Origin of the sequence: Nonomuraea rosea (genome assembly GCF_039539705.1) — a bacterium.
Lineage (GTDB): Bacteria > Actinomycetota > Actinomycetes > Streptosporangiales > Streptosporangiaceae > Nonomuraea > Nonomuraea rosea.
Genome location: NZ_BAABDQ010000002.1, coordinates 67,065 through 90,558 on the forward strand (window position 1 = coordinate 67,065; position 23,494 = coordinate 90,558).

Here is a 23,494-nt window from a genome sequence, read left to right on the forward strand (position 1 = left end):
GGAGGCGCCCCTGCCGCGGCTCAGTGGCGCGGGCTCTTCTGCTGTACGTCCTGGCCGGCGGTCCACTGGCGCAGATAGCGGTCGGCGTCGTCGGCGGAGTAGTGCTTCTTGAGCGCGGTGCTCAGCCCGAGGCCGATGGCTCTGCCGTCGGCCGACTGGCCCGCGGGATCACCGAGGAGAAAACGGATGAACGCCTTCATGGTCATGCACCTCCTGTCTGTTCGGCTCCATCCTCTACCCGAGGTGTTTCGAAGCATGTGGACTTCTGTGAACGTCACGTCAACCTAGCTGCCGCGGCCGGCGGCGGCGCACCGGCTTGGGCGCGGGCTCGACCGGCTCGCTCTCGCGCTGCTCCATGTAGGAGGCGCGGGTGTGCTCGGTGTGCTCCTGCATGATCTTCGCGGCCTTGCGCTCGTCGCCGGCCTCGATGGCGTCGATCAGCGACGTGTGCTCCTCCCACGAGGTCATGCCGCGCTGGCGGGCCACCGGCGTGTGGTACCACCGCACCCGCCTGGCCACCTGGCTGGCCAGCTCGGCCAGCACCGCGTTGCCCGACAGGGCGGTCACCAGGGCGTGCAGCTCGGAGTTGGTCGCCACGGCGGAGTCGACGTCGTCGGACTCGACGGCCGCGATGCCGCGCGCGCACAGGGCGCGCAGCCGCTTGACGCCGTCCTCGCCGGCGTGCTGCGCGGCGAGCCTGGCGGACTCGGTCTCCAGCAGCGTGCGCACGGCGAGCAGCTGGTCGGCCTCCGCCAGGGTCGGGACGTGCACGAACGCGCCCTGACCCGGGTGCAGATCGACCCAGCCCTCGCCGCTGAGCTGCTGCAGCGCCTCGCGGACGGGCTGCCTGGACACGCCGAGCAGCTCGGCCAGCTCACTCTCCACGAGATGCTGTCCTGGCTTGAGCTGGCTGGAGACGATGAGCTCTTGGATAGCCTCGATGACGCTCTCCCTGAGCGTGGCGGGGCGGGGAATCTTGGCGGCCGCCGTCTGACCGGCCTGATCCGACAGCAACATGTTCATGTCTCCAGAGCAGCTTTAAAGTTTTTCGTCGACTGCCTACAGCATACCGTCCGGGGGTTGCCCGCGGTCGTGAGTCTCATCACAAGGGAATGGTGGCGGGCAGACCCGGGATCCGCAGGCGCGGGGTGGCCAGGGCGGGCAGCGCGGCGAGGGCGGCGGCGGCCAGCAGGGCGCTCGCGGGGGCGCTCAGCGCGAGCAGGGCCAGGGCGACGGCGCCCGCTCCGGCCAGGGCCTTGGCGCTGTAGACGACGGCGTGGATCTCGCCCGCGCGCTCGGCGCCGAAGAGCTCGCGGACGAGGCTGGCGATGAGCGGGTAGAACGCGCCCCCGCCGAGCCCGGCGAACACGACCCCCGCCCACAGCAGCACCCCGGCGCCCGTCGCTGCTGTTACGGCGGTCGCCAGAAGGAGCTGCCCGGCGGCGAGCGCGGTCAGGACGGCGGCGAGCACGTGCCTGCGGCCGAACACCTCCGAGCAGCGCATGGCCACCGACCGCCCGGCCCCGTTGAGCGCCACGAGGACGGCCACGGCGCTCCACGACCCGGTGCCCGCGACCACGATGACGTCGAACACCGACACCGCTCCCGCGCAGGTCAGGATCAGGGCGAGCGCGGGCAGCGTACGCGTGCGCAGCGCCTGGGCGAGCCTGAACTGCCTGGCCGGCTCCGGGGTCGTGCGCAGCCGCGCCGCGTCCAGGGCGTGCGAGCGCGGGTCCACGTCGCCCGGCCACCACAGGGCGGGCGGCAGCCGCAGGTGCCTGGCCGCGATCCCGATCACGCCCGCCGCCAGGACCGCCGCGACCAGGAAGGCGGCGGACGTGGCGGACGGGTCGATCCCGGCCCAGAGCAGCAGGGGCGCCGCGCCGTACCCGAAGGCGCCGGTGATCAGGCCCACCCGGCCGGCCGGACGTTCCGGGTACCAGGCGGCGACCACCTCGGCGCAGGCCCCGTAGACCAGGCCCGCGCCGAGCCCGCCGAGCAGCGCGTAGCCGATGAGCGTGATCGGCCATCCGGCGGGGAACGCCGCCGCGGCCAGGCCCAGGCCGCTCAGCGCGGCTCCGGCGGCCAGGCAGGCGCGCACGCCCAGGCGGCCCCGGCGTACCAGGTGCAGGGCGGGGAGCGCGCCGGCGGCCTGGCAGGCGATCCAGACGGCGAGCAGGGTCAGGCTCGCGGCCTCCTTGGCCAGGAGGGCGGCGTAGCCGTACTGGAGCGGGCTGATCGCGGCCATGGCCGCCAGGGCCAGCCAGAACATGCGCGGACGGTCGGCGGGGACGGGCCCGGGGAGGTACGAGCGGCCGCGCCAGTCTCTTACTGCATTCTCCATACTGTATGGAATATCCAGAAGACAGACGGTCTGTCGAGACCCTAGACGGAGGATATTCCATACGGTATACCGTCTACAAAGGAGGCTCGAATGGACCTGTACGAGTATCAGGCGAAGGAGCTCTTCGGCCGTCACGGCATCCCGGTTCCCGCGGGCAGGGTGGCGGCCACCCCCGCCGAGGCCCGTGCGATCGCGGCCGAGCTGAACACCCCCGTCGTCATCAAGGCCCAGGTGAAGACCGGTGGGCGCGGCAAGGCAGGCGGCATCAGGACCGCGGCGGGCCCGGTCACCGCCGAGATCGAGGCCGATCGCGTCATCGGAATGGACATCAAGGGGCACATCGCGCACAGCGTGCTGGTGGAGGCCGCGACCGTGCCCTTCGAGGAGTACTACGCGGCTTTCCTGGTGGATCGTGCTGAGGGTGGCTTCCTGGCGATGGTGTCGGGCCAGGGCGGCATGGAGATCGAGGAGCTGGCGGCCACCGACCCCGACGCCCTGGTGCGCCTGCCGATCGACCCGGTGACGGGGGTGGACGCGGACACCGCGCGGCTGCTCGCGGCCAAGGCGGGCCTGCCGGAACAGGCGCCCGAGGTGCTGGAACGGCTGTGGCGGGTGCTGGTCGCGGAGGACGCGCTGCTGGTCGAGGTGAACCCGCTGATCTGCACCACCGACCAGCGGATCGTGGCACTCGACGGCAAGGTCACCCTGGACGGCAACGCCGCGTTCCGGCACTCCTGGGCGTACGCGGAGGACGCCGCGGGGCTGGAGGCGCAGGCCAGGGCCAAGGGACTCAACTACGTCAAGCTGGACGGGAACGTCGGCGTCATCGGCAACGGCGCCGGGCTGGTCATGAGCACGCTCGACGTGGTGGCGGGCGCGGGCGCGGCGCCCGCCAACTTCCTGGACATCGGCGGCGGGGCCTCCGCCAAGGTCATGGCCGACGGGCTGGAGATCATCCTCGCCGACCCGGACGTCCGCTCGGTGCTGGTCAACGTGTTCGGCGGCATCACCGCCTGCGACGCGGTGGCGAACGGCATCGTGACCGCGCTCGGGCTGCTCGGCGAGCGCGGCCTGGGCCGGCCCATCGTCGTACGGCTGGACGGCAACAACGCCGAGGTGGGCCGGCGGATCCTGAGCGACGCCAGGCATCCGGCGGTCCGGCAGGTCTCCACCATGGACGGCGCCGCCGAGACGGCGGCCAGACTCGCGGCAGGTGCGTGATGGCGATCTTTCTGACCAAGGACAGCCGGGTGCTCGTCCAGGGCATGACGGGCGCGGAGGGCACCAGGCACACGGCCCGCATGCTCGCCGCCGGCACCGACGTCGTGGCCGGCGTGACGCCCGGCAAGGGCGGCAGGTCCGTCGACTTCGGCGAGCGCACGGTGCCCGTCTTCGGATCCGTCGCCGAGGCGGTGTCGGAGACCGGGGCGGACGTCTCGGTGATCTTCGTGCCGCCGCGGTTCACCGGCGCGGCCGTGGAGGAGGCCGTCGCGGCGGAGGTGCCGCTGTGCGTGGTCATCACCGAGGGCGTGCCCGTGCACGACGCCGTGCGCTTCCGCGCCCTGGCGAACGGGCGCAGCAGGATCATCGGCCCCAACTGCCCCGGGCTGATCAGCCCCGGTCAGTCCTCGGCCGGGATCATCCCCGCCGACATCACCTCGGCCGGCCGGATCGGGCTGGTCTCGAAGTCGGGCACGCTGACCTACCAGCTCATGTACGAGCTGCGCGACCTCGGCTTCTCCACCGCCGTCGGCATCGGCGGCGACCCGGTCGTGGGGACCACGCACATCGACTGCCTCCAGGCGTTCCAGGACGACTCCGGGACGGACGCCATCGTCATGATCGGCGAGATCGGCGGGGACGCCGAAGAGCGGGCCGCCGCCTACATCGCCGCCCACGTCACCAAGCCGGTCGTCGCGTACGTGGCCGGGTTCACCGCGCCCGAGGGCCGGACCATGGGGCACGCGGGGGCGATCGTCTCCGGCTCGTCCGGCACCGCCCAGGCCAAGAAGGAAGCCCTGGAGGCGGCGGGCGTCCGCGTCGGCCGCACCCCCTCCGAAACCGCCCGCCTGATGCGCTCGGCCCTGTCCCGGGTTTGCGAGGGAGTGCCGTCGGCTGGAGGAGCGGCGGGAGCGCAGCGACCAGAGCGGGGGAAGACGACGGCATGAGGCGACCGAGCCCGCCTCACGGAGTGAGGCCATTGAACGCAGCCCTCAACCTTTCCATTCTGCTGACCGACCTGCCGCTGCTCGAACGGCCGGCCGCGGCCGCCAAAGCGGGGTTCGACGCGGTCGAGCTGTGGTGGCCGTTCGACACGCCCGATCCGGGCGGCGCGGAGCTGGCCGCGCTGCGCCAGGCCGTCGAGGACGCCGGAGTCCGCCTCGTCGGGCTGAACTTCGACGCCGGCGACATGGCCGCGGGCGAGCGCGGCCTGCTGTCCAGCCCCGAGGGCTCGGCCAGGTTCCAGGCGAACATCGACGTCGCCGTCCGGCTGGCCGGCGAGCTCGGGTGCGAGGTGCTCAACGCCCTGTACGGCAACGGGCCGGGCGACGACAGGGACCTGGCCGTGGCGAACCTGAGGAAGGCGGCGGACGCGGCGGCCGGCATCGGCGCGACCGTGGTCGTCGAAGCCCTCAACTCCCACGAGAACCCGAAATATCCGATCACGTCGTCGCAAGCGGCGTTCGACCTGATCGACGAGGTGGACAGGCCGAACGTGGCCTTCCTGGCCGACCTGTACCACCTGCACCGGATGGGCGAAGACGTCCTGGCGCTCATCGACGCGCACAGCGGCAGGTTCGGCCACGTCCAGATCGCCGACGACCCCGGAAGAGGCCGGCCGGGCAGCGGGCGCATGCCGTACACGGAGATCTTCGCGCGGCTGGCGGCGGCCGGCTACCAGGGGCACATCGGCCTGGAATACCGGCACGAAGGACCGGGCGCGTTCGACTGGAGGCAGCGATGAACATCGGGTTCGTGGGCTTGGGGATCATGGGCAGCCCGATGGCCGCCAACCTCCTCAACGCCGGGCACGCGGTGACCGGCTACGACGTGAGCGACGAGCGCGTGGAGCAGCTCGCCGGCCTGGGCGGCAAGGGCGCGTCGAGCGTGGTCGAGGCGGTCGGCGGCGCGGACGTGGTGATCACCATGCTGCCCGACTCGCCGCAGGTGGAGGAGGTGGCGCCGCTGGTCATCGAGTACGGCCGCCCGGACCTCCTCTACATCGACATGAGCACCATCAAGCCGGAGACCTCCCGCGGGGTCGCGCGCCGGGCGGCGGCGCAGGGCGTACGCGCGCTGGACGCCCCGGTCAGCGGCGGCGAGCGGGGCGCGATCGACGGCACGCTGTCGATCATGGTCGGCGGCGCGGCCGAGGACGTCGAGGCGGCCAGGCCGGTGCTGTGGTCGCTCGGCACGACGGTCGTGCACGTCGGCCCGGCGGGTGCGGGGCAGACCGTGAAGGCGGCCAACCAGCTCGTCGTCGGCGGCATCTACGGGCTCGTGTCGGAGGCGATCGTGCTGCTCGAAGCCTCCGGCGTGGACCCGATCGCCGGGCTCGACGTGCTCGCGGGCGGCCTGGCGGGCTCCAGGATCCTGGAGCTGAAGCGGCACACCATGGTCAAACGGGAGTTCGCCCCCGGATTCCGGATCGACCTGCACCACAAGGACATGGGCATCGCCGTCGCCGCCGCCCGCGAGGCCGGGGTCAGCCTGCCGCTCACCGGCCAGGTCGCCCAGCTCGTGGCCGCGGCCAGGGCGCAGGGCCACGGCTCGCTCGACCACTCCGCTCTGCTCAAGGTGATCGAAAGGCTGAATGGATGAAGCGCATCCCGTGCATGGAGGCCGTGGTCGCGGTGCTGGAGTCGGAGGGGGTGGACACCGTCTTCGGCATCCCCGGCGCGGCCATCCTGCCCCTCTACGCCGCTCTCCAGCACAGCTCGGTCAGGCACATCACGGTACGCCACGAGGAGGGCGGCACCCACGCGGCCGACGGCTGGTCCCGGGTGACCGGGAACGTCGGCGTCTGCATCGGCACCTCGGGACCGGCCGGCACGAACATGATCACCGGCCTCTACACCGCGCTGGCCGACTCGATCCCGATGATCTGCATCACCGGGCAGGCGGCCACCTCCAAGCTGCACCAGGAGGCGTTCCAGGCGGTCGACATCGTGGAGATCGCCAAGCCGGTGACCAAGTGGGCGGTGCAGCTCAAGGAGCCCGCCCAGGCGCCGTGGGTGTTCAGGGAGGCGTTCAGGATCGCGCGCTCGGGCCGTCCTGGACCGGTGCTCATCGACCTGCCGATCGACGTCCAGCGCGGCTCCTGCGTGTACGACCGCGAGCTGGACGCGCCGCTGCCCGTCGAGGTGCCCGAGCCGCTGCCCAGGGCCCTGCACAGGGCCGTGGACCTGCTGACCGGGGCCAGGCGGCCGATCATCCTGGCCGGCGGCGGCGTGATCATCGCCGACGCCTGCGACGAGCTGCGCGCGCTGGCCGAGCACCTCCAGGTGCCCGTGCAGGTGACGCTCATGGGCAAGGGCGCCTTCCCCGAGGACCATCCGCTGTTCGCGGGCATGGCGGGGACGCAGACGCAGACGCGGTGGGGCAACGCCGCGTTCCTGGAGAGCGACCTCGTGCTGGCCGTGGGCGCCCGGTTCGGCGACCGCCACACCGGCGACCTCGACGTCTACCGCCGGGGGCGCACGTTCGTGCACGTGGACATCGAGCCCATGCAGATCGGCCGGGTCTTCGAGCCGGACCTGGGGATCGTCGGCCATGCCAGGCCGGTGCTCGCGGGGCTGCTGGACGAGGCGCGCGGGCGTACGGGGCCACGGGAGCCGGGCAAATGGGCCGGCCGGGTCGGCGAGCTGCGGCGCACGATGGCCAGGCGCGACGACTTCGACGACGTGCCGATCAAGCCGCCGAGGGTGTTCAGGGAGATCAACGACTATTTCGGCAGGGACACCACCTTCGTCACCGCGATCGGGCTCTACCAGATCTGGTCCGGCCAGTTCCAGACCACGTACCTGCCGCGCCGCTACCTGGTCTGCGGGCAGGCGGGGCCGCTGGGCTGGGAGGTGCCCGCGGCCATGGGCGTGAAGCTGGCGCATCCAGAACGGCAGGTCGTGGCCGTGGTCGGCGACTACTCCTTCCAGTTCCTCATGGAGGAGGTCGCGGTGGCGGCCCAGTACCGGATCCCGTTCGTCATCGTGATGATCAACAACGAGTACCTGGGGCTCATCAGGCAGGCCGAGCTCCCGTACGACATGAACTTCGCCGTGGACCTGCACTACGGCGAGGGCGGCATCGACCACGTCAAGGTCATGGAGGCCTTCGGCTGCCCGGCGCGCCGGGTGGAGCTGCCCGGCGACCTGCGCGACGCGCTGGCCTGGGCCTCGGCCGAGCCCGCGCGGGAGCGGCTGCCGGTGCTGGTGGAGGTGATGGTGGAGCGCGAGGCGAACGCCGCCATGGGGCCTTCGCTGGAGGCGATCAAGGAGTTCGAGCCGCTGCCCGAGCTCATCACCGCCGACTGGTCCGACTGAGGAGGGGCCGCATGCAGCTCAAGCCTGGCACGGCCTGGCCCGACGCCTACGAACGATGCTGTTCCGCCGCCCCGGAGGCCTTCCACGACGACCGCGTGCTGAACCACTGGGGCGGCATCTGGCACCGCGACGGGCGTCCTGTGCCCGGGTTCTCGCCCGTGGACGGCACCGCCATCGCCGGCCTGCCCAGGCTCGACCGGGCGGGCGCCGGGCGGGCCGTGGCGGGCGCCGCCGAGGAGCACAACCGGTGGCGCTACCTGCCGCTCGCCGAGCGCAAGGCGATGGTGTCCGCGGCGGTGGAGTCGATGGCCGCCCACCGCGACCTGCTGGCCCTGCTGCTGGTCTGGGAGATCGGCAAGCCGTGGAAGACGGCCTGCGCCGACGTGGACCGCTGCCTGGACGGCGTGCGCTGGTACCTGACGGAGATCGACCGCATGGTGGCCGGCCGCGTGCCGCTGCCAGGGCCGGTCAGCAACATCGCGAGCTGGAACTATCCGATGAGCGTGCTCATGCACGCCATGCTCGTCCAGGCGCTCGCCGGCAACGCGGTGATCGCCAAGACGCCCACGGACGGCGGGCTGTGCTGCCTCACCCTTGCCTGCGCGCTCGCCGTCCGTGAGGGGCTGCCGTTCACGCTGGTCAGCGGGGGAGGGGCGGAGCTGTCGCCGGTGCTGGTCGGCGCGCGCTCGCTGGGCTGCGTGTCGTTCGTGGGCGGCAGGGACGCGGGGGCGAAGGTGGCGACCGGGCTGGCCGACCTCGGGCGCAGGCACGTGCTGGAGCAGGAGGGGCTCAACTGCTGGGGCGTGTGGGAGTACGGCGACTGGGACCTGCTCACGAGGCAGATCCGCGCGTCCTTCGACTACGGCAAGCAGCGGTGCACCGCCTATCCGCGGTTCGTGGTGCAGCGGTCGCTGTTCCACGAGTTCCTGGGGGCGTATCTGGGGGCGGTGGGCTCGCTGCGCTTCGGTCATCCGCTGGCGGTGGCCGAGCCGGGCGATCCGCTGCCGGAGCTGGACTTCGGGCCGCTGATCAACGCCTCGAAGGCCAAGGAGCTGGCCGATCAGGTGGACGAGGCGGTCGCGCGGGGCGGGGTGCCGGTGCATCGGGCGGAGCTGGCTGCCGGACATTTCCTGCCGGGGCAGGATATTTCCGCTTACGTGGCTCCGACCGCGCTGCTCAACCCGCCGCGGTCCTCCCCGCTCTTCCACGCCGAGCCGTTCGGGCCCGTGGACACGTTCGTGCTGGTGGACACCGAGGCGGAGCTGCTCGCGGCGATGAACGCCAGCAACGGCGCCCTGGTGGCCACGCTGTCCTGCGAGGAGGAGGAGACCTTCCACCGGCTCGCGCCCGAGGTGCGGGCGTTCAAGGTCGGCCACAACAAGCCGCGCTCGCGCGGCGACCGCGAGGAGCTGTTCGGCGGGCTCGGCGCGTCGTGGCGCGGCGCGTTCGTCGGCGGCGAGCTGCTGGTGCGGACCGCCACCACGGGCCAGGACGCCGACGAGCGCCTGCCCGGCAACTTCCCGCACTACACGCTGCTGCCTTGAGCAGGGTGCAGCTCAGAACGCCCCGAAGCGGGTCGCCACCAGCAGGACGAGGAAGGTCAGCATGGCGACCCGCAGCAGTTTCCCGCCGATCCCCAGCGACGGCCACGACAGATAGCCCAGCCAGCCGATGAAGGCGATCACCGGCAGCACGGCCACCCCGCCGATCGGGTTCGCCACCGCGAACCCGGCCAGCAGCAGGATCACCAGCACTACGGGCGCCACCCACCGGGGCACCTGCGTGAAAAGGAACGTCATCGGCACCGCGCTGCGCTGCTCCACGGCCTTGCGCAGGCCGGTCGCACCCGGGGTGAAGAACTGCTCGCCCTGGGGCAGCGGGCGCTTGTTGTCACGAGCCACCCCCAGAGCCTACGGGAGTTCGCGCGTCAGGCCGGGCGCAGCGCCTCTAGGCTGGTCGCGTGCTCGCAGTGATCCGATACACCGTTCCAGAGTCCCAGTCCCAAGACTTCCTCAAGCAGGGTCACACGATCCTCGACACCTTCGCCGCCCAGCCGGGCTATCAGCGGGGCAGGCTGGCCCGTTCGGTCGACGAACCCAATCTGTGGGCTCTGGTCAGCGAATGGGAAGGCGCGGGCTTCTACCGAAGAGCGCTCTCCGCCTCCCGGATGGCGATGTATCCCTTGATGATCCTGATGGTCAACGAACCCAGTGCGTACGAGGACGTCTATACGCAGGACGGGGCCTAGCGATACTCGCGCGCGAGAGCGGCGGGCGTCCCCTAAGCTGGGATCTCACCGATTTCACCTCGCCGACCTCCAGCCGGAAAGAGAATCAACCAAAATGGCACGACGCACCGACGTCATGGACACCATCGTCAGCCTCGCCAAACGCCGCGGGCTCGTTTACCCGTCGAGCGAGATCTACGGCGGACTGCGCGCGTCGTGGGACTACGGTCCACTGGGTGTCGAGCTGAAGAACAACGTCAAGCGGCAGTGGTGGCTGTCGATGGTCCAGTCGCGCGACGACGTCGTGGGCCTCGACTCCTGCGTAATCCTGGCCCCCGAGGTCTGGCGGGCCAGCGGTCACGTCGAGACGTTCACCGACCCGCTGACGGAGTGCCTGTCCTGTCACAAGCGCTTCAGGGCCGATCACCTCATCGAGGCGTACGAGGAGAAGAACTCCAAGACGCCGGAGCACGGCCTGGCCGACATCACCTGCCCCAACTGCGGCAACAAGGGCACCTTCACCGAGCCCCGGCAGTTCAGCGGCCTGCTCAAGACCTACCTCGGCCCGATCGAGGACGAGTCGGGCCTGGCCTACCTGCGGCCGGAGACCGCGCAGGGCATCTTCATCAACTACCTCAACGTGCAGCAGTCGGCGCGCAGGAAGATCCCGTTCGGCATCGGCCAGGTCGGCAAGTCCTTCCGCAACGAGATCACGCCGGGCAACTTCATCTTCCGCACCCGTGAGTTCGAGCAGATGGAGATGGAGTTCTTCGTCAAGCCGGGCACGGACGAGGAGTGGCACCAGTACTGGATCGACGAGCGCTTCCGCTGGTACTCCGACCTGGGCATCAACAAAGACAACCTGCGCCTTTACGAGCACCCCAAGGACAAGCTGTCCCACTACTCCAAGCGCACGGTCGACGTCGAATACCGCTTCAACTTCACCGGTTCTGAGTGGGGTGAGCTGGAGGGCATCGCCAACCGCACCGACTTCGACCTGACCGCCCACTCCAAGGCGTCGGGCGTCGACCTCAGCTTCTTCGAGCAGGACACCGGGGAGCGCTACGTCCCCTTCGTCATCGAGCCGGCCGCCGGCGTCGACCGGGCCACGCTGACGTTCCTGCTGGACGCCTACAGCGAGGACGAGGCGCCCAACGCCAAGGGCGTCCTGGAGAAGCGCACGGTCATGCGGCTCGACCACCGGCTCGCGCCGGTCAAGGCCGCGGTGCTGCCGCTGTCGCGCAACGCCGACCTGTCGCCGAAGGCCCGCGACCTGGCCGCGCAGCTGCGCCGCAGGTGGAACGTGGAGTTCGACGACGCGGGCGCGATCGGCCGGCGCTACCGCCGCCAGGACGAGATCGGCACGCCGTTCTGCATCACGGTCGACTTCGACACCCTTGAGGACCACGCGGTGACGATCCGCGAGCGCGACTCGATGGCGCAGGAGCGCATCTCGATCGACGGCGTGGACGCCTACCTCCGCCAGCACCTCAACGACTGATCGCGGACCACTCCGCCGGGCCGCCCGCCACCGCGGGCGGCCCGTGCTTTTTGCGGGCCTCACCCGTTTCGCGTGCTCTTACGTAATCGGACACCGATCGGATCACGCGAGACCAAGAGTGACCACATGTGGCCGTCGTGATTGACAAGCCTCCGACGTACGCGGACATTGCGGGCATCCCTTTGCGGCATTCGGGGGCCTGATTTCTCGGAGGCGCGATGAAGCGCACGCTCATTTTGATCGCCGGCATGCTTCTCTTACTCGGCTCGTTCACGGTCCCGCCCGCCTCGGCGGTGCCGAAGCCGTCGGCGGGGCCCGACGGCGTCTTCGTCTACACCGGCGAGCTCACCGCGGACCAGCTCACCAAACTGGTGGCGGCGGGCATCGACCGCGAGGAGATGAGGATCGTCAAACGCGCGGACGGCAAGGTCACCATCGAGGTGATCCTCGCCTCCGCGCTGGCGGACAAGCTCGCCGGGCAAGGTGTCACCCTGAAGGCCCAGACCGCTGCCGCCTCCAGGCTGGCGGCGAAGGGCGACGGGGTCTTCAAGCGGTACGCGGGGGCGGGCGGCATCCGCGAAGAGATCATCGCGGCGGCCAACGCCAAGCCCGGCATCGCCAAGGTCGTCACCATCGGCACCTCTCTCAACGGCACGCCGATCACCGCGATCAAGGTGACCAAGGACGCCCGGGGCGTGGCCGACGGCAAACGCCCGGCGATGCTCTATTCGGCCGCCCAGCACGCCCGGGAGTGGATCACGCCCGAAATGATACGGCGGCTGCTGCACCACTTCCTCAACGGCTACGGGAGCAGCCCCGAGCTGACGCAGCTCGTGAACACCACCGAGCTGTGGTTCGCCCCGGTGCTCAACCCCGACGGCTACGACTACACCTTCACCCCCGACAACCGCCTGTGGCGCAAGAACCTGCGCGACAACGACGGCGACGGGCAGATCACCAGCGCCGACGGCGTGGACCTCAACCGCAACTTCACCTACAAGTGGGGCTACGACAACGAGGGCTCCTCGAACGTCCTGTCCAGCCAGACCTACCGCGGCAAATCACCGGCCTCGGAGCCGGAGACCCTGGCCATCGACAACCTGGCCAAGCGGGTGAAGTTCCGGTACATGCTGAACTACCACTCGGCGGCCATGCTGCTCCTCTACGGCGTCGGCTGGCAGCAGGCCACCCCCTCGCCGGACGACCTGATCTTCGAGGCGCTGCTCGGCGACGACGCCAACCCGGCCGTGCCGACGTACGACCCGGACATCGGCGCCGAGCTCTACACCACCAACGGTGAGAGCGACGGCCACATGACGAACGTGCGGGGCGTCATGTCGATCACGCCCGAGATGTCCACCTGCGAGGCGGCGGCCGAGAGCGACCCGAACGACGAGTGGGAGCTCGCCGACTGCGCGGGCGGACTCGGATTCACCTTCCCCGACGACGAGGCGCTGATCCAGGCCGAGTTCCTGAAGAACGTCCCGCTGGCCGTGGCGACCGCCAAGACGGCGCTCACGCCGGACAAGCCGGTCTCGGTGGTCGGGCGCACCGTGCCCGACTTCGCGCCCGACTCCTTCACCGTGTCGTACGGCGACCCGCAGCCGGTGGCCGTCACCGCCCGCAGATCGCTGCTGGCCAAGGTGGCGCGCTTCCGCATCAACAACGGCCCGGCGCAGATCAGGCTGCTGTCGGAGTGGCAGGGCGGTGAGCGGTACGGCGACGAGAACGACCTCTACTTCGCCGAATACCGCGCGACCGTGAGCGGGGCGAAACCGGGCGACAAGGTGGAAGTCTGGTTCCAGGGCCTCAAGCCCGGCGTCGGCGTCGTCTCCAGCTCGCACTTCACCTACACCCTGGCCAAGGACTCCGCGGCCAAGGTCCTGGTGGTCGCGAACGAGGACTACACCGGCTTCAACCCGGACTATCCGGCCTCGGTGACCGCGCCCAAGTACGCCACCAAGTACAAGCAGTCCCTCCAGGCCGCCGGGTACGCCTCCGAGACGTGGGACGTCGACGCGCAGGGCGTGCCGCACCACCTGGGCGTGCTGTCGCACTTCAAGGGCGTGGTGTGGGAGCTGGGCGACAACCGGCTGTCCATGGCCCAGCAGGACGTGGTCACGGTCACGCCGCTCGGCAACCTGCCCGACGCGGACGTCAAACGGTCGCAGCAGGACCTGACCATCTCCATCCGCGACTACCTCAACGAAGGGGGCAAGCTCCTCTACACCGGTGAGACCGCCGCGTACTACGGCATTCTCGACACGATCATCGGTGGCATCTACTACGGCATCGACGGCAACCCGGACGGCGACTGCGTGGTCACCACCGTCCAGGGCCTGTTCGACGAGTGCCTGCTGCTGGCCGACGACTTCACCCAGTACTACCTGGGCATCGGCGGCCGCATCCCGCGCAGCAGCCCGGCCGGCTTCACCGGCTCGGGACCGCTGGCCGGGGTGAGCGGCACGTTCGGCGGTCCTGCCACGGTGGACAACCCGCTGGACGAGGCGGGCGTGCTCCAGCCGATGGGCACGGACCTGCCGCGGTTCACCGGCACTCCGGCGGCCGACTACGTGCTCGGCGCGGGCGGGCCGTTCGACCCGGTCGAAGGCCAGTGGTTCGTCAGGGGACAGCATGCCGACGACTCGTACATGCGGCTGGCCAGGACGGTCAACCTGGGCTCCGTGACGGCGGCGCAGCAGCCGAGACTGGCGTTCCAGCTCTCCTTCGACACCGAGCCCGGCTATGACAACGTCATCGTCGAGGCCCACACGGTCGGGCAGGACAACTGGACCACGCTGCCCGACCTGAACGGCGGCACCGACACCGGCGTGCCCACGGAGTGCGAGGCCGGGTTCTACCTGGACGAGCACCCGTGGCTGCTGCACTACCTGACCCCGGGCAACCCGTGCACGCCGACCGGGACCAGCGGGTCCTGGAACCGGTTCACCGGGGACTCGGGCGGCTGGCAGCAGGTGGCCATCGACCTGTCCGCGTACGCGGGACAGCAGGTCGAGGTGTCGATCAGCTACGTGACCGACCCGGGCACCGGCGGCGTCGGCGCGTTCGTGGACGACACCAGGATCACGACGACGGCGGGCAACCTGGAGGCCGAGGGATTCGAGACCGGGCTCGGCCCGTGGGCGATCCCCGGACCGCCGGCCGGCAGCCCGGTCGGCGGCGGCGACTTCGTCAGGGCGCAGGCCGACAAGACGGCGGCGGTGGCCACCAAGGACACCGTGCTCGTGGGCTTCGGCCTGGAGCAGATCGCCAGTGACAGTGAGAGGAACGCGGCGCTGAAGAAGATGCTGAAGTATCTGATCGGCTGACCCACCCAACGGGACGGCCACCCCGCACGGGGGTGGCCGTCCTTTGACGTCGGAGGGTGCGGGGCGAGGGTCCCGGGGGCTGTCAGGTGAGGTGGCGGTCGAACCAGGACAGGACGCGCTCGTACGCCTGCGCCGCCGCCTGCGGGTTGTACCGCTGGCCGGTGTCGTTGAAGAAGGCGTGCCCGGCCCCGGGGAAGGTGACCAGCTCGTGCGTGAGCCCCGCCTTCTCCAGGGCGGCCTTGGCGGCGTCCCTGGTGGCGTTCACCCGGTCGTCCTGCTCGGCGTACACCCCCAGGACGGCCGCCTTGGTGCCGGCCATGTCGGCGTTGTCGGGCAGCGGCCCGTAGAAGGGCGCGGCGGCGGCCAGGCGCGGCTCCGCGGACGACAGCAGCAGCCAGGTCATCCCGCCGCCGAAGCAGAAGCCCATCATGCCGAGCTTCGCCCCGTCGGCCCGGTTGGCCAATTCGCCCACCGCCGCCTTCATGTCGGCCACGAAGCGCGCCGGCGCGATCTCGCCGAGCTTGGCGGTGGCCTGCGCGGTGTCGGTGAACGACGCCGTCCCGCCCTCGCGGGACAGCAGGTCGAGCGCCAGGGCCGAGTAGCCGCTCGCGGCCAGGCGACCGGCGACCGAGCGGATGTGGTCGGTCAGCCCGCGGTTCTCGTGGATCACCAGGACCGCGCCCTTGGGCTCGGCGGCGGCGGCCCAGGCGGCCTGCAGCGTCGTCCCCTCGGGGCCGGAGAAGGTGATCGCCTCCGTGGGGAGCGGTGAGGGGCCCGCGGGGCTCGCCGTGGCGGACGGAGTACCGGATCCAGGAGAAGGCGCGGGGGAGGGGGACGAGGGCGCGGACTCCGGGGTCGCGCCGCAGGCTGTGAGGAGGGCGGTGGCCGCCGGGAGACCCAGGCCCAGCAGGACGAGCCGCCGCAGCGCCTCGCGCCGCGGGATCAGGCCGTCGACGTGGTCGTGAGCCACCTCTTCTGCGAGATAGCGCTGGATGGGCGTCATGTCGGAGGTGTACCCCCGCACACCGAAAAATCGTGTAAAGGGCGGGGTTACGCCGGTTTTCGCGGTCGCCTGATGACATGCCTCCTAAGCCGATACAAGGCCGATCCGAAGTCGACAAGAGGCCGATTCGAGGGACGAGGGAACCCATGCGTACATCACGTTTCGCTCTTGTGCTGCTGGCCGCCGGCGCGGTGCTCATGACGGGGAGCGCCGCGTTCGCCGATCCCGAGCCGACCGCTCTGGAGCTGCGGGTGGTCGTGGACGACTGCCCCAAGAAGGTCGTGCAGCCATGACCGACCCCGCGCTGCTCGAACGAGCGTTGTTCGAGGTCAAGCGAGTGATCGTCGGGCAGGACCGCATGGTGGAGCGGCTGCTCGTGGCGGTCCTCGCCAAGGGACACTGCCTGCTGGAAGGCGTGCCGGGCATCGCCAAGACGCTCGCCGCCGAGACCACGGCCACCGTCGTGGGCGGTACGTTCGCCCGCATCCAGTTCACGCCCGACCTGGTGCCGTCCGACATCGTCGGCACCAGGATCTACCGGCCCTCCACCGAGACGTTCGACGTCGAGCTCGGCCCGGTCATGGTCAACCTGCTGCTCGCCGACGAGATCAACAGGGCGCCCGCGAAGGTGCAGTCGGCCCTGCTGGAGATCATGGCCGAGCGGCAGGTCAGCATCGGCGGGGTCACCCATGACGTGCCCAGGCCGTTCCTGGTGCTGGCCACGCAGAACCCGATCGAGTCGGAAGGCGTCTACCACCTGCCCGAGGCACAGCGGGACCGCTTCCTCATGAAGATCGACGTGGACTATCCCAGCGAATCGGAGGAGCTGGCGATCGTCTACCGCATGAGCGTGGACCCGCCCGCGGCGCAGCCCGTCCTGGACCCGGCGCACGTCATCGCGCTCCAGCGGCGGGCGGAGGAGGTGTTCGTGCACCACGCGGTCGCCGAGTACGCCGTCCGCCTCGTCTACGCCACCCGCGACCCGGACCGGTACGGAGTGGCGGACGTGCGGCGCCTGCTGGGCTTCGGCGCCAGCCCCAGGGCCACGCTCGGCCTGCTGGCGGCGGGCCGGGCTCTCGCGCTCATGCGGGGGCGGGACTACGTGCTCCCGGAGGACGTACGGGATCTGGCGCACGACGTGATGGCGCACCGGCTCGTGCTCTCCTTCGACGCCCTGGCCGACGGGGTGACCCCCAGGGAGATCGTGGACCGGGTGCTGGACGCGGTCCCGTTGCCGATCATCGCCCCTCAGCAGCGGGACCTGGAGAGCCGGCGGCAGGACGCGGTGGCATGAAGCCGTACCTGATGGCCGAGCCCGCGCTGCGCAGGCTGGAGCTGACGATCACCAGGAGGCTGGATGGACTGCTACAGGGCGAACACCTCGGCCTGGTACCCGGTCCCGGGAGTGAGATGGCGGAGGCCAGGGCGTACCAGCCGGGGGACGACGTACGGCGGATGGACTGGAACGTCACCGCCCGCACGGCCGAGCCGCATGTGCGGGACCTGGTCGCCGACCGGGAGCTGGAGATCTGGGCCCTGCTCGACGCCACCGCGAGCATGGACTTCGGGACCGCGACGATGGAGAAGCGGGAGCTGGCCCTGGCCGCGCTGGCGGCCGTCGGCTTCCTCACCCAGCGGACCGGCAACCGGATCGGCACCCACCTGCTGCACGGCGGCGGCGTCAGGACGCTGCCCGCCAGGACGGGCCGGCCGCACCTGATGGCGCTGCTGCAGGCCGCGTTCGGGCTGCCCAGGACACCGCCGGGGGTGGCGGAGCCGCTGCTCGGCGTGGCGGCCGGCCAGCTCGGCCGGGTCGTGCGGCGGCGCGGGCTGATCGTGGTCGTCTCGGACTTCCTGGACCCGCCCGAGACCTGGGAGCAGCCGCTGCGGCGGCTCGCGAGCAGGCATCAGGTGCTGGCCGTGGAGGTGCTCGACCCGCGCGAGCTGACCCTGCCGGACGTCGGGATCCTGACGCTGATCGACCCGGAGACGGGCCGGCGGCGCGAGGTCGCCACCGGCAACGCCCGGCTGCGCCGCAGGTACGCGGAGGCCGCGGCTGAGCAGCGCGACGCCGTCGCGCAGGGGCTGAGCCGGGCCGGGGCGAGCCGGCTGCGCCTGCGCACCGACCGCGACTGGGTGCGCGACCTCGTCCAGTACGTCATGAGCCAGCGCCGCCTGGCGGCCCTGGCCGCCCCGAGCCCCGTTTCGCGCCCCGTTTCGCGCCCCGTTTCGCGCCCCGCCCCGAGCCCCGCCCCGAGCCCCGCCTCGCGCAGCCGTCCCGAAAGCTCGCGCCGGAACGAAACGGGCGGACGATCCGACAAGGGAGGTGATGCGGCGTGACGCTGATCGCGCCCTTCTGGTTGCTGCTGCTGATCCCCGTGGCTCTGCTCGCCGTCACCTACGTGGTCATGGCGCTGCGCAGGACCTCGTACGCCGTCAGGTTCACCAACCTCGACCTGCTCGACAAGGTGGCGCCGAGCCGGCCGGGCTGGCGCAGGCACGTTCCGGCGGTGGCGCTGCTGTTCATGTTCGCCCTGCTCGTGGTCGGCTTCGCCAGGCCGACCACGGAGGTCCAGGTGCCGCGGGAACGGGCCACGATCATGGTGGCGTTCGACGTGTCCGCGTCCATGGGCGCGACCGACGTCTCCCCGAACCGGTTCGAGGCGGCCAAGCGGGCGGCCAGGCAGTTCGTCGAGGGGCTGCCCGAGCGGTTCAACCTGGGCCTGGTGTCGTTCTCGTCGGCGGCGACGGTGGCCGTGCCGCCCACCCTGGACCGGCAGGCCGTGCTGCGGGCGCTCGACCGGCTCGGCACCGCCTCGGGCACCGCCATCGGGGAGGCGGTCTACTCCTCGCTGGAGGCCATCGCCGCCCTCGACTCGGAGGAGGAGGCGCCGCCCGCGCACATCGTGCTGCTGTCGGACGGCTCCAACACCACGGGCCGCACGCTGAGCGACGCGGCGGCGGAGGCCACCGCGCGGGGCGTGCCCGTCACCACCATCGCGTACGGGACGGCGGACGGCACCATCAGCCTTTCCGGAAACGAGGTCCCGGTGCCCGTGGACGGCCCGGCGCTGCGCGGGCTGGCCGAGTCGGCCGGCGGCGGGTTCTACGAGGCGGCGAGCGGCGATGAGCTGCAGGCGGTCTACGAGGACATCGGCACCTCGGTCGGCTATCGCACCGAGCGTCAGGAGGTATGGCAGTGGTTCGTGGCAGCGGGGCTGATCTTCGCGCTGATCGCGGCGGTGACGTCGATGCTGTGGTTCTCGAGGCTGCCGTGAGGGGCCTGGGCAGCCCGCGCGGGCCGGAGTTCCGGACGCCGCCCCTCCGCGAGGAGCCCGCGATCACACAGACGCCGGCACCGCCCACGACCGCGCAGGCACGGCCGACGCCGCAGGCGCCGCCCACGACCGCCGGGACGCCGCGCAAGGGACGCCTGCTGGTGACCGCCGCCCTGGTCGCGGCGCTCACCGGCACGGCGGCCGGCGTGGTGGGAGCCCGGATCTACGCAGGAGGCGAGCCGGCCCCCGCCGCCGCCCTCCCCAGGGCGCCGGCCGCCCCGGCGGCCGCGCCGAGCGGGATGAGCGCGACGGCGGCCCGCGTGCTGCCCAGCGTGGTCTCCGTGGAGAGCGGCAGCGCGGGCGGCTCGGGTTTCGTGGTGGACGACCGCGGCCACATCCTCACCAACGCCCACGTGGTGGACGGGAACGCCACGGCGACCGTGGTGCTGAGCGACGGCCGCCGGCTGAGCGCCCGCGTGATCGGCGCGGACGACGACGAGGACCTCGCCGTGCTGGAGGTGGGCTACCCCGGGGAGCTGACCCCGGCCACGCTCGGCAGGTCCGCCGGCCTGTCCGTCGGCGACCAGGTGCTCGCGATCGGCTCGCCGCTCGGCCTGTCCGGCACGGTCACCGCGGGCATCGTGAGCGCACTGGACAGGGAGGTACGACTGGGCGGCGCCCACAGGACGGCGGTGCAGACGGACGCGTCCATCAACCCCGGCAACTCGGGCGGCCCGCTGGTCAACGCGCGCGGCGAGGTCGTGGGGGTGAACACCGCGATCGCGGCCGGCCGGGGCGGCGGGAACATCGGCATCGGCTTCGCCATCCCCATCGACAGGGCCGCGCCCATCGCGGAACGCATCATCCGAAATTAGGGTCCTTGGCATGCGACTGCTTGTGGTGGAGGACGAAGAAGACCTGGTCGACGCGTTGCGTGTCGGGCTCGTCCGCGCGGGATACGCGGTGGACGTCGCCTACGACGCTCCTTCCGCGCACGAGAAGCTGCTGATCAACACCTACGATCTGGCGCTGCTCGACCTCAACCTGCCCGGCGGCGACGGCTTCCAGCTCTGCCGCACGGTGCGGGCGGCGGGGCAGGGGATGCGGATCATCATGGTGACCGCCCGCGACCGGCTGGACGACCGCGTCCGCGGCCTCGACGAGGGGGCCGACGACTACCTGGTCAAGCCGTTCGCGTTCCCCGAGCTGCTGGCCAGGGTGCGGGCGCTGCTGCGCAGGGACGCCGGCGGCGGGACCTCGGTGATCGAGGTGGGCGGGCTGCGGATCGACACGGCCAGGCTGGAGGTGTCGCTGGACGGCAGGTCGCTGGCGCTCACCCCCAAGGAGTACGGCGTTCTGCACTACCTGATGACCCGGCCGGGCCACGTGGTCTCCTCCGAGGAGCTGCTCGAACACGTCTGGGACGAGCACACCGACCCGTTCACCAGCACCGTGCGCGTCACGGTCGGCAACCTGCGCCGCAAGCTGCAGGAGGAGGGCCTGATCGAGACGGTGATCAGCAGGGGCTACCGGCTGAAGGAGCCGTCATGATCCACACGATCCGCTTCCGGATCACGGTGCTCTATTCCGGCCTGCTGTTCGTGCTGGCCGCGCTCGTGCTCGGCGGCATCTACTTCGCGGTCTCCAAGACCACCGACCAGCGCCCGTACACGACCGAGTACGCCAAGGCCTACTCGGGCAGCCAGTACGTGGGCAAGCAGGAGGTCGTCTTCGTCGAGGAGGTCGAGAACGCGATCAACTTCAGGACCATGACCACGCTGCGCGACTACTCGCTGATCACCCTGGGCGGCCTCTACGCCGCCAGCCTGGGCATCGGCTGGGTGCTCGCGGGCCGCGTGCTGCGCCCGGTCAGGTCGATCACCCACACCACGGAGGAGATCCAGGCCACCGACCTGACCAGGCGGATCAAGCTAGGCGGCCCGCGCGATGAGCTCAAGGACCTGGCCGACACCATCGACACCATGCTGGACCGGCTGGAGCAGGCGTTCAGCGCGCAGCGCCAGCTCATCGACGACGCCTCGCACGAGCTGCGCAGCCCGCTGACGATCATCCGGGCGAACGTGGACGCCGTGCTCGCCGCCCCCGACGCCAGCGAGGAGGAGCGGGTCAGGGCGGTGGCCATCGTGGACCGCGCGACCACCCGGATGACCAGGCTCGTCGAGGATCTGCTGGCCAGCGCCAGGCGGCAGGGCACCGCGTTCGCCGACGCCGACCTCGACCTGGCCAGGGTGGCGGGGGAGGCGTGCGAGGAGTACGCGGCCCCGGCCACCGCCCGCCAGGTGAGCATCACCCGTGACCTGCGGCCCGGCCTGGAGACGACCGGCGACAGCGACGCGCTGCGCCGCGCGGTGGCGAACCTGCTGTCCAACGCCGTGCGCCTGTCGCCGCCCGGCGGCGAGATCCGGGTGGCGGCGGGCAGGTCGGACGGCTGGCTGTGGACGGCGGTCCGCGACGCCGGCCCGGGGCTGGAGAAGGCGGACCAGACCAGGGTGTTCGACCGGTTCTGGCGCGGGGAGTCGAGCCGCCGCGACCGCCACACGGGGCTGGGGCTGGCCATCGTCCGCCAGATCGTGGAGTCGCACGGGGGCAGGGTGGCGGTGTTCTCCACGCTGGGGGCCGGGGCGACGTTCGTGCTCTGGCTGCCGCCCCGCGACGGCGTGCCGGGCACGCCGCCCGAGGACGATCCGCTCGGCTAGGGCGTGCGTCTGCGGCAGAGCGCGCGGGTGATGAGGAAGGCCAGCACCGGCAGCACGAACACGGCCACCCGCAGGCCCAGCACGACCATCGAGTAGACGTCGTGCGGGACGGTCAGCAGCGCGGCGGGAGCCGGCGGTGGCGGCGGGAACCCCGGCGCGGAATGCATCTCAGGCGGCGCCTCCGACACCCACATCCCGGCCCACAGCACCGTGAAGAACGTGATGACCGCGACGCCCAGCGCCGTGCGCACCGGCGCCTGCGACGGCCGGTCCAGGAGCTGGTGGTGGTCGCCGTCGCCGGTGAAACGCCGCTCCAGGAACGGATAGACCAGCAGCACGCAGAAGAACGCCAGCAGGATCAGCGCCGGGATCCACAGCCCGATCTGCGCCACGTAGCCGCCGATCGTGATCTCCCACGGCGGGACCAGCCGCTGCGCCCCGTCGAGCACCCCGGAGTACCAGAACGGCTGCGCCGAGGGCGGATAGGCGCCCCCCTGGTACGTCCCGTGCTCCCACACCGGGTTGACCCGCACGAACGTGGACACCAGCGCGATGGCCGCGATCGTGAACAGCGCCGTGGCGCCGTTCTTGACCGCGAAGTACGGGAAGAACGGGCCGCCGGTGACCCGGTGCTCGTCGGCGGCGGTGGCGCGGCGCTCGGTGTGCTTCTGCCGCCAGGTGAGGATCAGGGCGTGCACCGGCACCACGGCCAGCAGGATGCCGGGCACCAGCAGGACGTGCGTGACGAACACGCGCGGGATCACCTGCCCGGGGAACCCGCCGTCGAACACGAACGCCGCCAGGTAGGTGCCGACCAGCGGAACCGACAGCAGCAGCCCGTGCGCCTGCCGCAGCCCGGTCATGGCGAGCTGGTCGGCGGGCAGCGAGACCCCGAGGAACGACTCGAACAGCGCCAGCCCGAACAGCACCACCCCGAGCATCCAGGTCAGCTCGCGCGGCTTCCTGAACGCGCCGGTGAAGAAGACGCGGCACATGTGGGCCACGATCGCCAGCACGAACACCGTCGCCGACCAGTGGTGCAACTGGCGCAGCAGCAGCCCGCCGCGCACGTCCAGGCTGAGCTCGGAGACGGAGGCGAAGGCCACGTCGGGATTGGGCTTGTAGAACAGCGTCAGGAACGTCCCGGTGAGGATCAGCAGGACGAACGAATAGAGCGCCAGCTCGCCCAGCAGGAACGACCAGTGGCTCGGGAACAGCTTGCGCAGCTGCGGCCGGAGCCAGCGGCCGAACGGCAGCCGGTCGTCCAGGTAGATCGCCGAGTCGCGGGCGACCTTGGCGGAACCCACGACGAATCGGGTGCCGCGTTTGGGCTTGGTAGGAGTGGCCATGGGCGCCTCCTGGTGGGGGTGTGATCCGATTCTGCACCCACCTCGCTCCTTTCTCAAGAATTGGTGTAAACCAATTGGTCTAATCCAATTTCTCGTCTGCCGGTCGTATAATTGGATTAGACCTGTCCTAGGCCGTTTACCAGCACAAATACTGACTTAACCGAGGAGTGCAGTTTCGTCATCAATTCCGCCGGTAGAGTCCGGAG

General features: G+C 71.1%; 22 protein-coding genes. 16 read left to right on the forward strand and 6 right to left on the reverse strand.

The annotated features are described in order from the left end of the window. Nucleotides 1-20: 20 nt before the first annotated feature. The 3 genes from ABEA43_RS04380 to ABEA43_RS04390 form a co-directional block, all read right to left on the reverse strand. Entirely contained in the window at nt 21-200 is a 180-nt protein-coding gene (locus tag ABEA43_RS04380; protein WP_345558914.1) for a hypothetical protein, read from the reverse strand. Between the two features lie 79 nt (nt 201-279). Beyond that, a complete protein-coding gene (locus ABEA43_RS04385) occupies nt 280-1,017 on the reverse strand; it encodes a GntR family transcriptional regulator (protein WP_345558916.1) in 738 nt (245 codons plus the stop codon). Nucleotides 1,018-1,102: 85 nt separating this feature from the next. Continuing rightward, on the reverse strand, nt 1,103-2,344 hold the full coding sequence (locus ABEA43_RS04390) for an MFS transporter (protein ID WP_345558918.1): 1,242 nt from the start codon (nt 2,342-2,344) through the stop codon (nt 1,103-1,105). A 90-nt stretch (nt 2,345-2,434) separates the two neighbouring features. Between ABEA43_RS04390 and sucC the strand changes: the two genes are divergently transcribed. From sucC to ABEA43_RS04420, 6 genes are read left to right on the forward strand one after another with little or no spacing between them, the layout of a single operon-like run. Further along, entirely contained in the window at nt 2,435-3,565 is a 1,131-nt protein-coding gene (gene sucC, locus ABEA43_RS04395; protein ID WP_345558920.1) for an ADP-forming succinate--CoA ligase subunit beta, read from the forward strand. Continuing rightward, on the forward strand, nt 3,565-4,512 hold the full coding sequence (gene sucD, locus ABEA43_RS04400; protein WP_345558922.1) for a succinate--CoA ligase subunit alpha: 948 nt from the start codon (nt 3,565-3,567) through the stop codon (nt 4,510-4,512). The genes sucC and sucD overlap by 1 nt, the downstream gene beginning before the upstream one ends. A 23-nt stretch (nt 4,513-4,535) precedes the next feature. Continuing rightward, a complete protein-coding gene (locus ABEA43_RS04405) occupies nt 4,536-5,309 on the forward strand; it encodes a hydroxypyruvate isomerase family protein (RefSeq protein ID WP_425570160.1) in 774 nt (257 codons plus the stop codon). Beyond that, complete coding sequence (locus tag ABEA43_RS04410; RefSeq protein WP_345558926.1) at nt 5,306-6,166, forward strand: NAD(P)-dependent oxidoreductase; 861 nt, start codon at nt 5,306-5,308, stop codon at nt 6,164-6,166. Before ABEA43_RS04405 ends, ABEA43_RS04410 begins: the two co-directional genes overlap by 4 nt. Beyond that, complete coding sequence (gene gcl / locus ABEA43_RS04415) at nt 6,163-7,884, forward strand: glyoxylate carboligase (RefSeq protein WP_345558928.1); 1,722 nt, start codon at nt 6,163-6,165, stop codon at nt 7,882-7,884. Before ABEA43_RS04410 ends, gcl begins: the two co-directional genes overlap by 4 nt. A gap of 11 nt (nt 7,885-7,895) precedes the next feature. Then, on the forward strand, nt 7,896-9,428 hold the full coding sequence (locus tag ABEA43_RS04420) for an aldehyde dehydrogenase family protein (protein ID WP_345558930.1): 1,533 nt from the start codon (nt 7,896-7,898) through the stop codon (nt 9,426-9,428). A 12-nt stretch (nt 9,429-9,440) separates the two neighbouring features. Here ABEA43_RS04420 and ABEA43_RS04425 read toward each other — a convergent pair whose 3' ends face one another. Further along, nucleotides 9,441-9,785: a DUF6703 family protein gene (locus ABEA43_RS04425; protein WP_345558932.1), complete on the reverse strand. Its 345-nt coding sequence runs from the start codon at nt 9,783-9,785 to the stop codon at nt 9,441-9,443. A 59-nt stretch (nt 9,786-9,844) separates the two neighbouring features. Here ABEA43_RS04425 and ABEA43_RS04430 point away from each other — a divergent pair, with 59 nt between their 5' ends. The 3 genes from ABEA43_RS04430 to ABEA43_RS04440 all read left to right on the forward strand — a co-directional run bounded on the left by ABEA43_RS04430 (nt 9,845) and on the right by ABEA43_RS04440 (nt 14,941). Then, nucleotides 9,845-10,132, forward strand: coding sequence for an antibiotic biosynthesis monooxygenase family protein (locus tag ABEA43_RS04430; RefSeq protein WP_345558934.1), 288 nt, complete (start codon nt 9,845-9,847; stop codon nt 10,130-10,132). A 94-nt stretch (nt 10,133-10,226) separates the two neighbouring features. Continuing rightward, the gene (locus tag ABEA43_RS04435) at nt 10,227-11,612 is read left to right on the forward strand and encodes a glycine--tRNA ligase (RefSeq protein WP_345558936.1); all 1,386 of its coding nucleotides are present in this window, start codon (nt 10,227-10,229) and stop codon (nt 11,610-11,612) included. 218 nt (nt 11,613-11,830) lie between these two features. Further along, nucleotides 11,831-14,941: a M14 family metallopeptidase gene (locus ABEA43_RS04440; RefSeq protein ID WP_345558938.1), complete on the forward strand. Its 3,111-nt coding sequence runs from the start codon at nt 11,831-11,833 to the stop codon at nt 14,939-14,941. Between the two features lie 82 nt (nt 14,942-15,023). Here the strand turns inward: ABEA43_RS04440 and ABEA43_RS04445 are convergent, their stop codons facing one another. Next, nucleotides 15,024-15,944: a dienelactone hydrolase family protein gene (locus tag ABEA43_RS04445; protein WP_345558940.1), complete on the reverse strand. Its 921-nt coding sequence runs from the start codon at nt 15,942-15,944 to the stop codon at nt 15,024-15,026. 146 nt (nt 15,945-16,090) lie between these two features. On the opposite strand from ABEA43_RS04445, the gene ABEA43_RS04450 reads away from it, so the two are divergent. From ABEA43_RS04450 to ABEA43_RS04480, 7 genes are read left to right on the forward strand one after another with little or no spacing between them, the layout of a single operon-like run. Further along, nucleotides 16,091-16,237, forward strand: a complete 147-nt coding sequence (locus ABEA43_RS04450) for a hypothetical protein (RefSeq protein ID WP_345558942.1) — start codon at nt 16,091-16,093, stop codon at nt 16,235-16,237. Further along, on the forward strand, nt 16,234-17,238 hold the full coding sequence (locus ABEA43_RS04455) for an AAA family ATPase (protein ID WP_345558944.1): 1,005 nt from the start codon (nt 16,234-16,236) through the stop codon (nt 17,236-17,238). The genes ABEA43_RS04450 and ABEA43_RS04455 overlap by 4 nt, the downstream gene beginning before the upstream one ends. Continuing rightward, the gene (locus ABEA43_RS04460) at nt 17,235-18,284 is read left to right on the forward strand and encodes a DUF58 domain-containing protein (RefSeq protein ID WP_345558946.1); all 1,050 of its coding nucleotides are present in this window, start codon (nt 17,235-17,237) and stop codon (nt 18,282-18,284) included. Before ABEA43_RS04455 ends, ABEA43_RS04460 begins: the two co-directional genes overlap by 4 nt. Then, nucleotides 18,281-19,222 carry a VWA domain-containing protein gene (locus tag ABEA43_RS04465; RefSeq protein ID WP_345558948.1) on the forward strand — a complete coding sequence of 314 codons (942 nt, stop codon included), beginning with the start codon at nt 18,281-18,283 and terminating at the stop codon, nt 19,220-19,222. Before ABEA43_RS04460 ends, ABEA43_RS04465 begins: the two co-directional genes overlap by 4 nt. Continuing rightward, on the forward strand, nt 19,201-20,097 hold the full coding sequence (locus ABEA43_RS04470) for a S1C family serine protease (RefSeq protein ID WP_345558949.1): 897 nt from the start codon (nt 19,201-19,203) through the stop codon (nt 20,095-20,097). Before ABEA43_RS04465 ends, ABEA43_RS04470 begins: the two co-directional genes overlap by 22 nt. Nucleotides 20,098-20,107: 10 nt before the next feature. Continuing rightward, entirely contained in the window at nt 20,108-20,773 is a 666-nt protein-coding gene (locus ABEA43_RS04475) for a response regulator transcription factor (protein WP_345558950.1), read from the forward strand. Then, the gene (locus ABEA43_RS04480) at nt 20,770-21,939 is read left to right on the forward strand and encodes a HAMP domain-containing sensor histidine kinase (protein ID WP_345558952.1); all 1,170 of its coding nucleotides are present in this window, start codon (nt 20,770-20,772) and stop codon (nt 21,937-21,939) included. The genes ABEA43_RS04475 and ABEA43_RS04480 overlap by 4 nt, the downstream gene beginning before the upstream one ends. On the opposite strand, the gene ABEA43_RS04485 is transcribed toward ABEA43_RS04480, so the two are convergent. Next, nucleotides 21,936-23,288, reverse strand: coding sequence for a cytochrome b (locus ABEA43_RS04485; protein WP_345558954.1), 1,353 nt, complete (start codon nt 23,286-23,288; stop codon nt 21,936-21,938). The two genes, ABEA43_RS04480 and ABEA43_RS04485, sit on opposite strands and share 4 nt — an antisense overlap. Between the last annotated feature and the right edge of the window lie 206 nt (nt 23,289-23,494).

Excerpts from the sequence above, each read along its gene's own strand:
- ABEA43_RS04475 (WP_345558950.1), top strand. The coding sequence starts at position 20,108 with ATGCGACTGCTTGTGGTGGAGGACGAAGAAGACCTGGTCGACGCGTTG.
- gcl (WP_345558928.1), top strand. The coding sequence starts at position 6,163 with ATGAAGCGCATCCCGTGCATGGAGGCCGTGGTCGCGGTGCTGGAGTCG.
- ABEA43_RS04410 (WP_345558926.1), top strand. The coding sequence starts at position 5,306 with ATGAACATCGGGTTCGTGGGCTTGGGGATCATGGGCAGCCCGATGGCC.
- sucC (WP_345558920.1), top strand. The coding sequence starts at position 2,435 with ATGGACCTGTACGAGTATCAGGCGAAGGAGCTCTTCGGCCGTCACGGC.
- ABEA43_RS04480 (WP_345558952.1), top strand. The coding sequence starts at position 20,770 with ATGATCCACACGATCCGCTTCCGGATCACGGTGCTCTATTCCGGCCTG.
- ABEA43_RS04390 (WP_345558918.1), bottom strand. The coding sequence starts at position 2,344 with ATGGAGAATGCAGTAAGAGACTGGCGCGGCCGCTCGTACCTCCCCGGG.
- ABEA43_RS04380 (WP_345558914.1), bottom strand. The coding sequence starts at position 200 with ATGAAGGCGTTCATCCGTTTTCTCCTCGGTGATCCCGCGGGCCAGTCG.
- ABEA43_RS04385 (WP_345558916.1), bottom strand. The coding sequence starts at position 1,017 with ATGTTGCTGTCGGATCAGGCCGGTCAGACGGCGGCCGCCAAGATTCCC.
- ABEA43_RS04460 (WP_345558946.1), top strand. The coding sequence starts at position 17,235 with ATGAAGCCGTACCTGATGGCCGAGCCCGCGCTGCGCAGGCTGGAGCTG.
- ABEA43_RS04420 (WP_345558930.1), top strand. The coding sequence starts at position 7,896 with ATGCAGCTCAAGCCTGGCACGGCCTGGCCCGACGCCTACGAACGATGC.
- ABEA43_RS04440 (WP_345558938.1), top strand. The coding sequence starts at position 11,831 with ATGAAGCGCACGCTCATTTTGATCGCCGGCATGCTTCTCTTACTCGGC.
- ABEA43_RS04450 (WP_345558942.1), top strand. The coding sequence starts at position 16,091 with ATGCGTACATCACGTTTCGCTCTTGTGCTGCTGGCCGCCGGCGCGGTG.
- ABEA43_RS04445 (WP_345558940.1), bottom strand. The coding sequence starts at position 15,944 with ATGACGCCCATCCAGCGCTATCTCGCAGAAGAGGTGGCTCACGACCAC.
- sucD (WP_345558922.1), top strand. The coding sequence starts at position 3,565 with ATGGCGATCTTTCTGACCAAGGACAGCCGGGTGCTCGTCCAGGGCATG.
- ABEA43_RS04455 (WP_345558944.1), top strand. The coding sequence starts at position 16,234 with ATGACCGACCCCGCGCTGCTCGAACGAGCGTTGTTCGAGGTCAAGCGA.
- ABEA43_RS04435 (WP_345558936.1), top strand. The coding sequence starts at position 10,227 with ATGGCACGACGCACCGACGTCATGGACACCATCGTCAGCCTCGCCAAA.
- ABEA43_RS04485 (WP_345558954.1), bottom strand. The coding sequence starts at position 23,288 with ATGGCCACTCCTACCAAGCCCAAACGCGGCACCCGATTCGTCGTGGGT.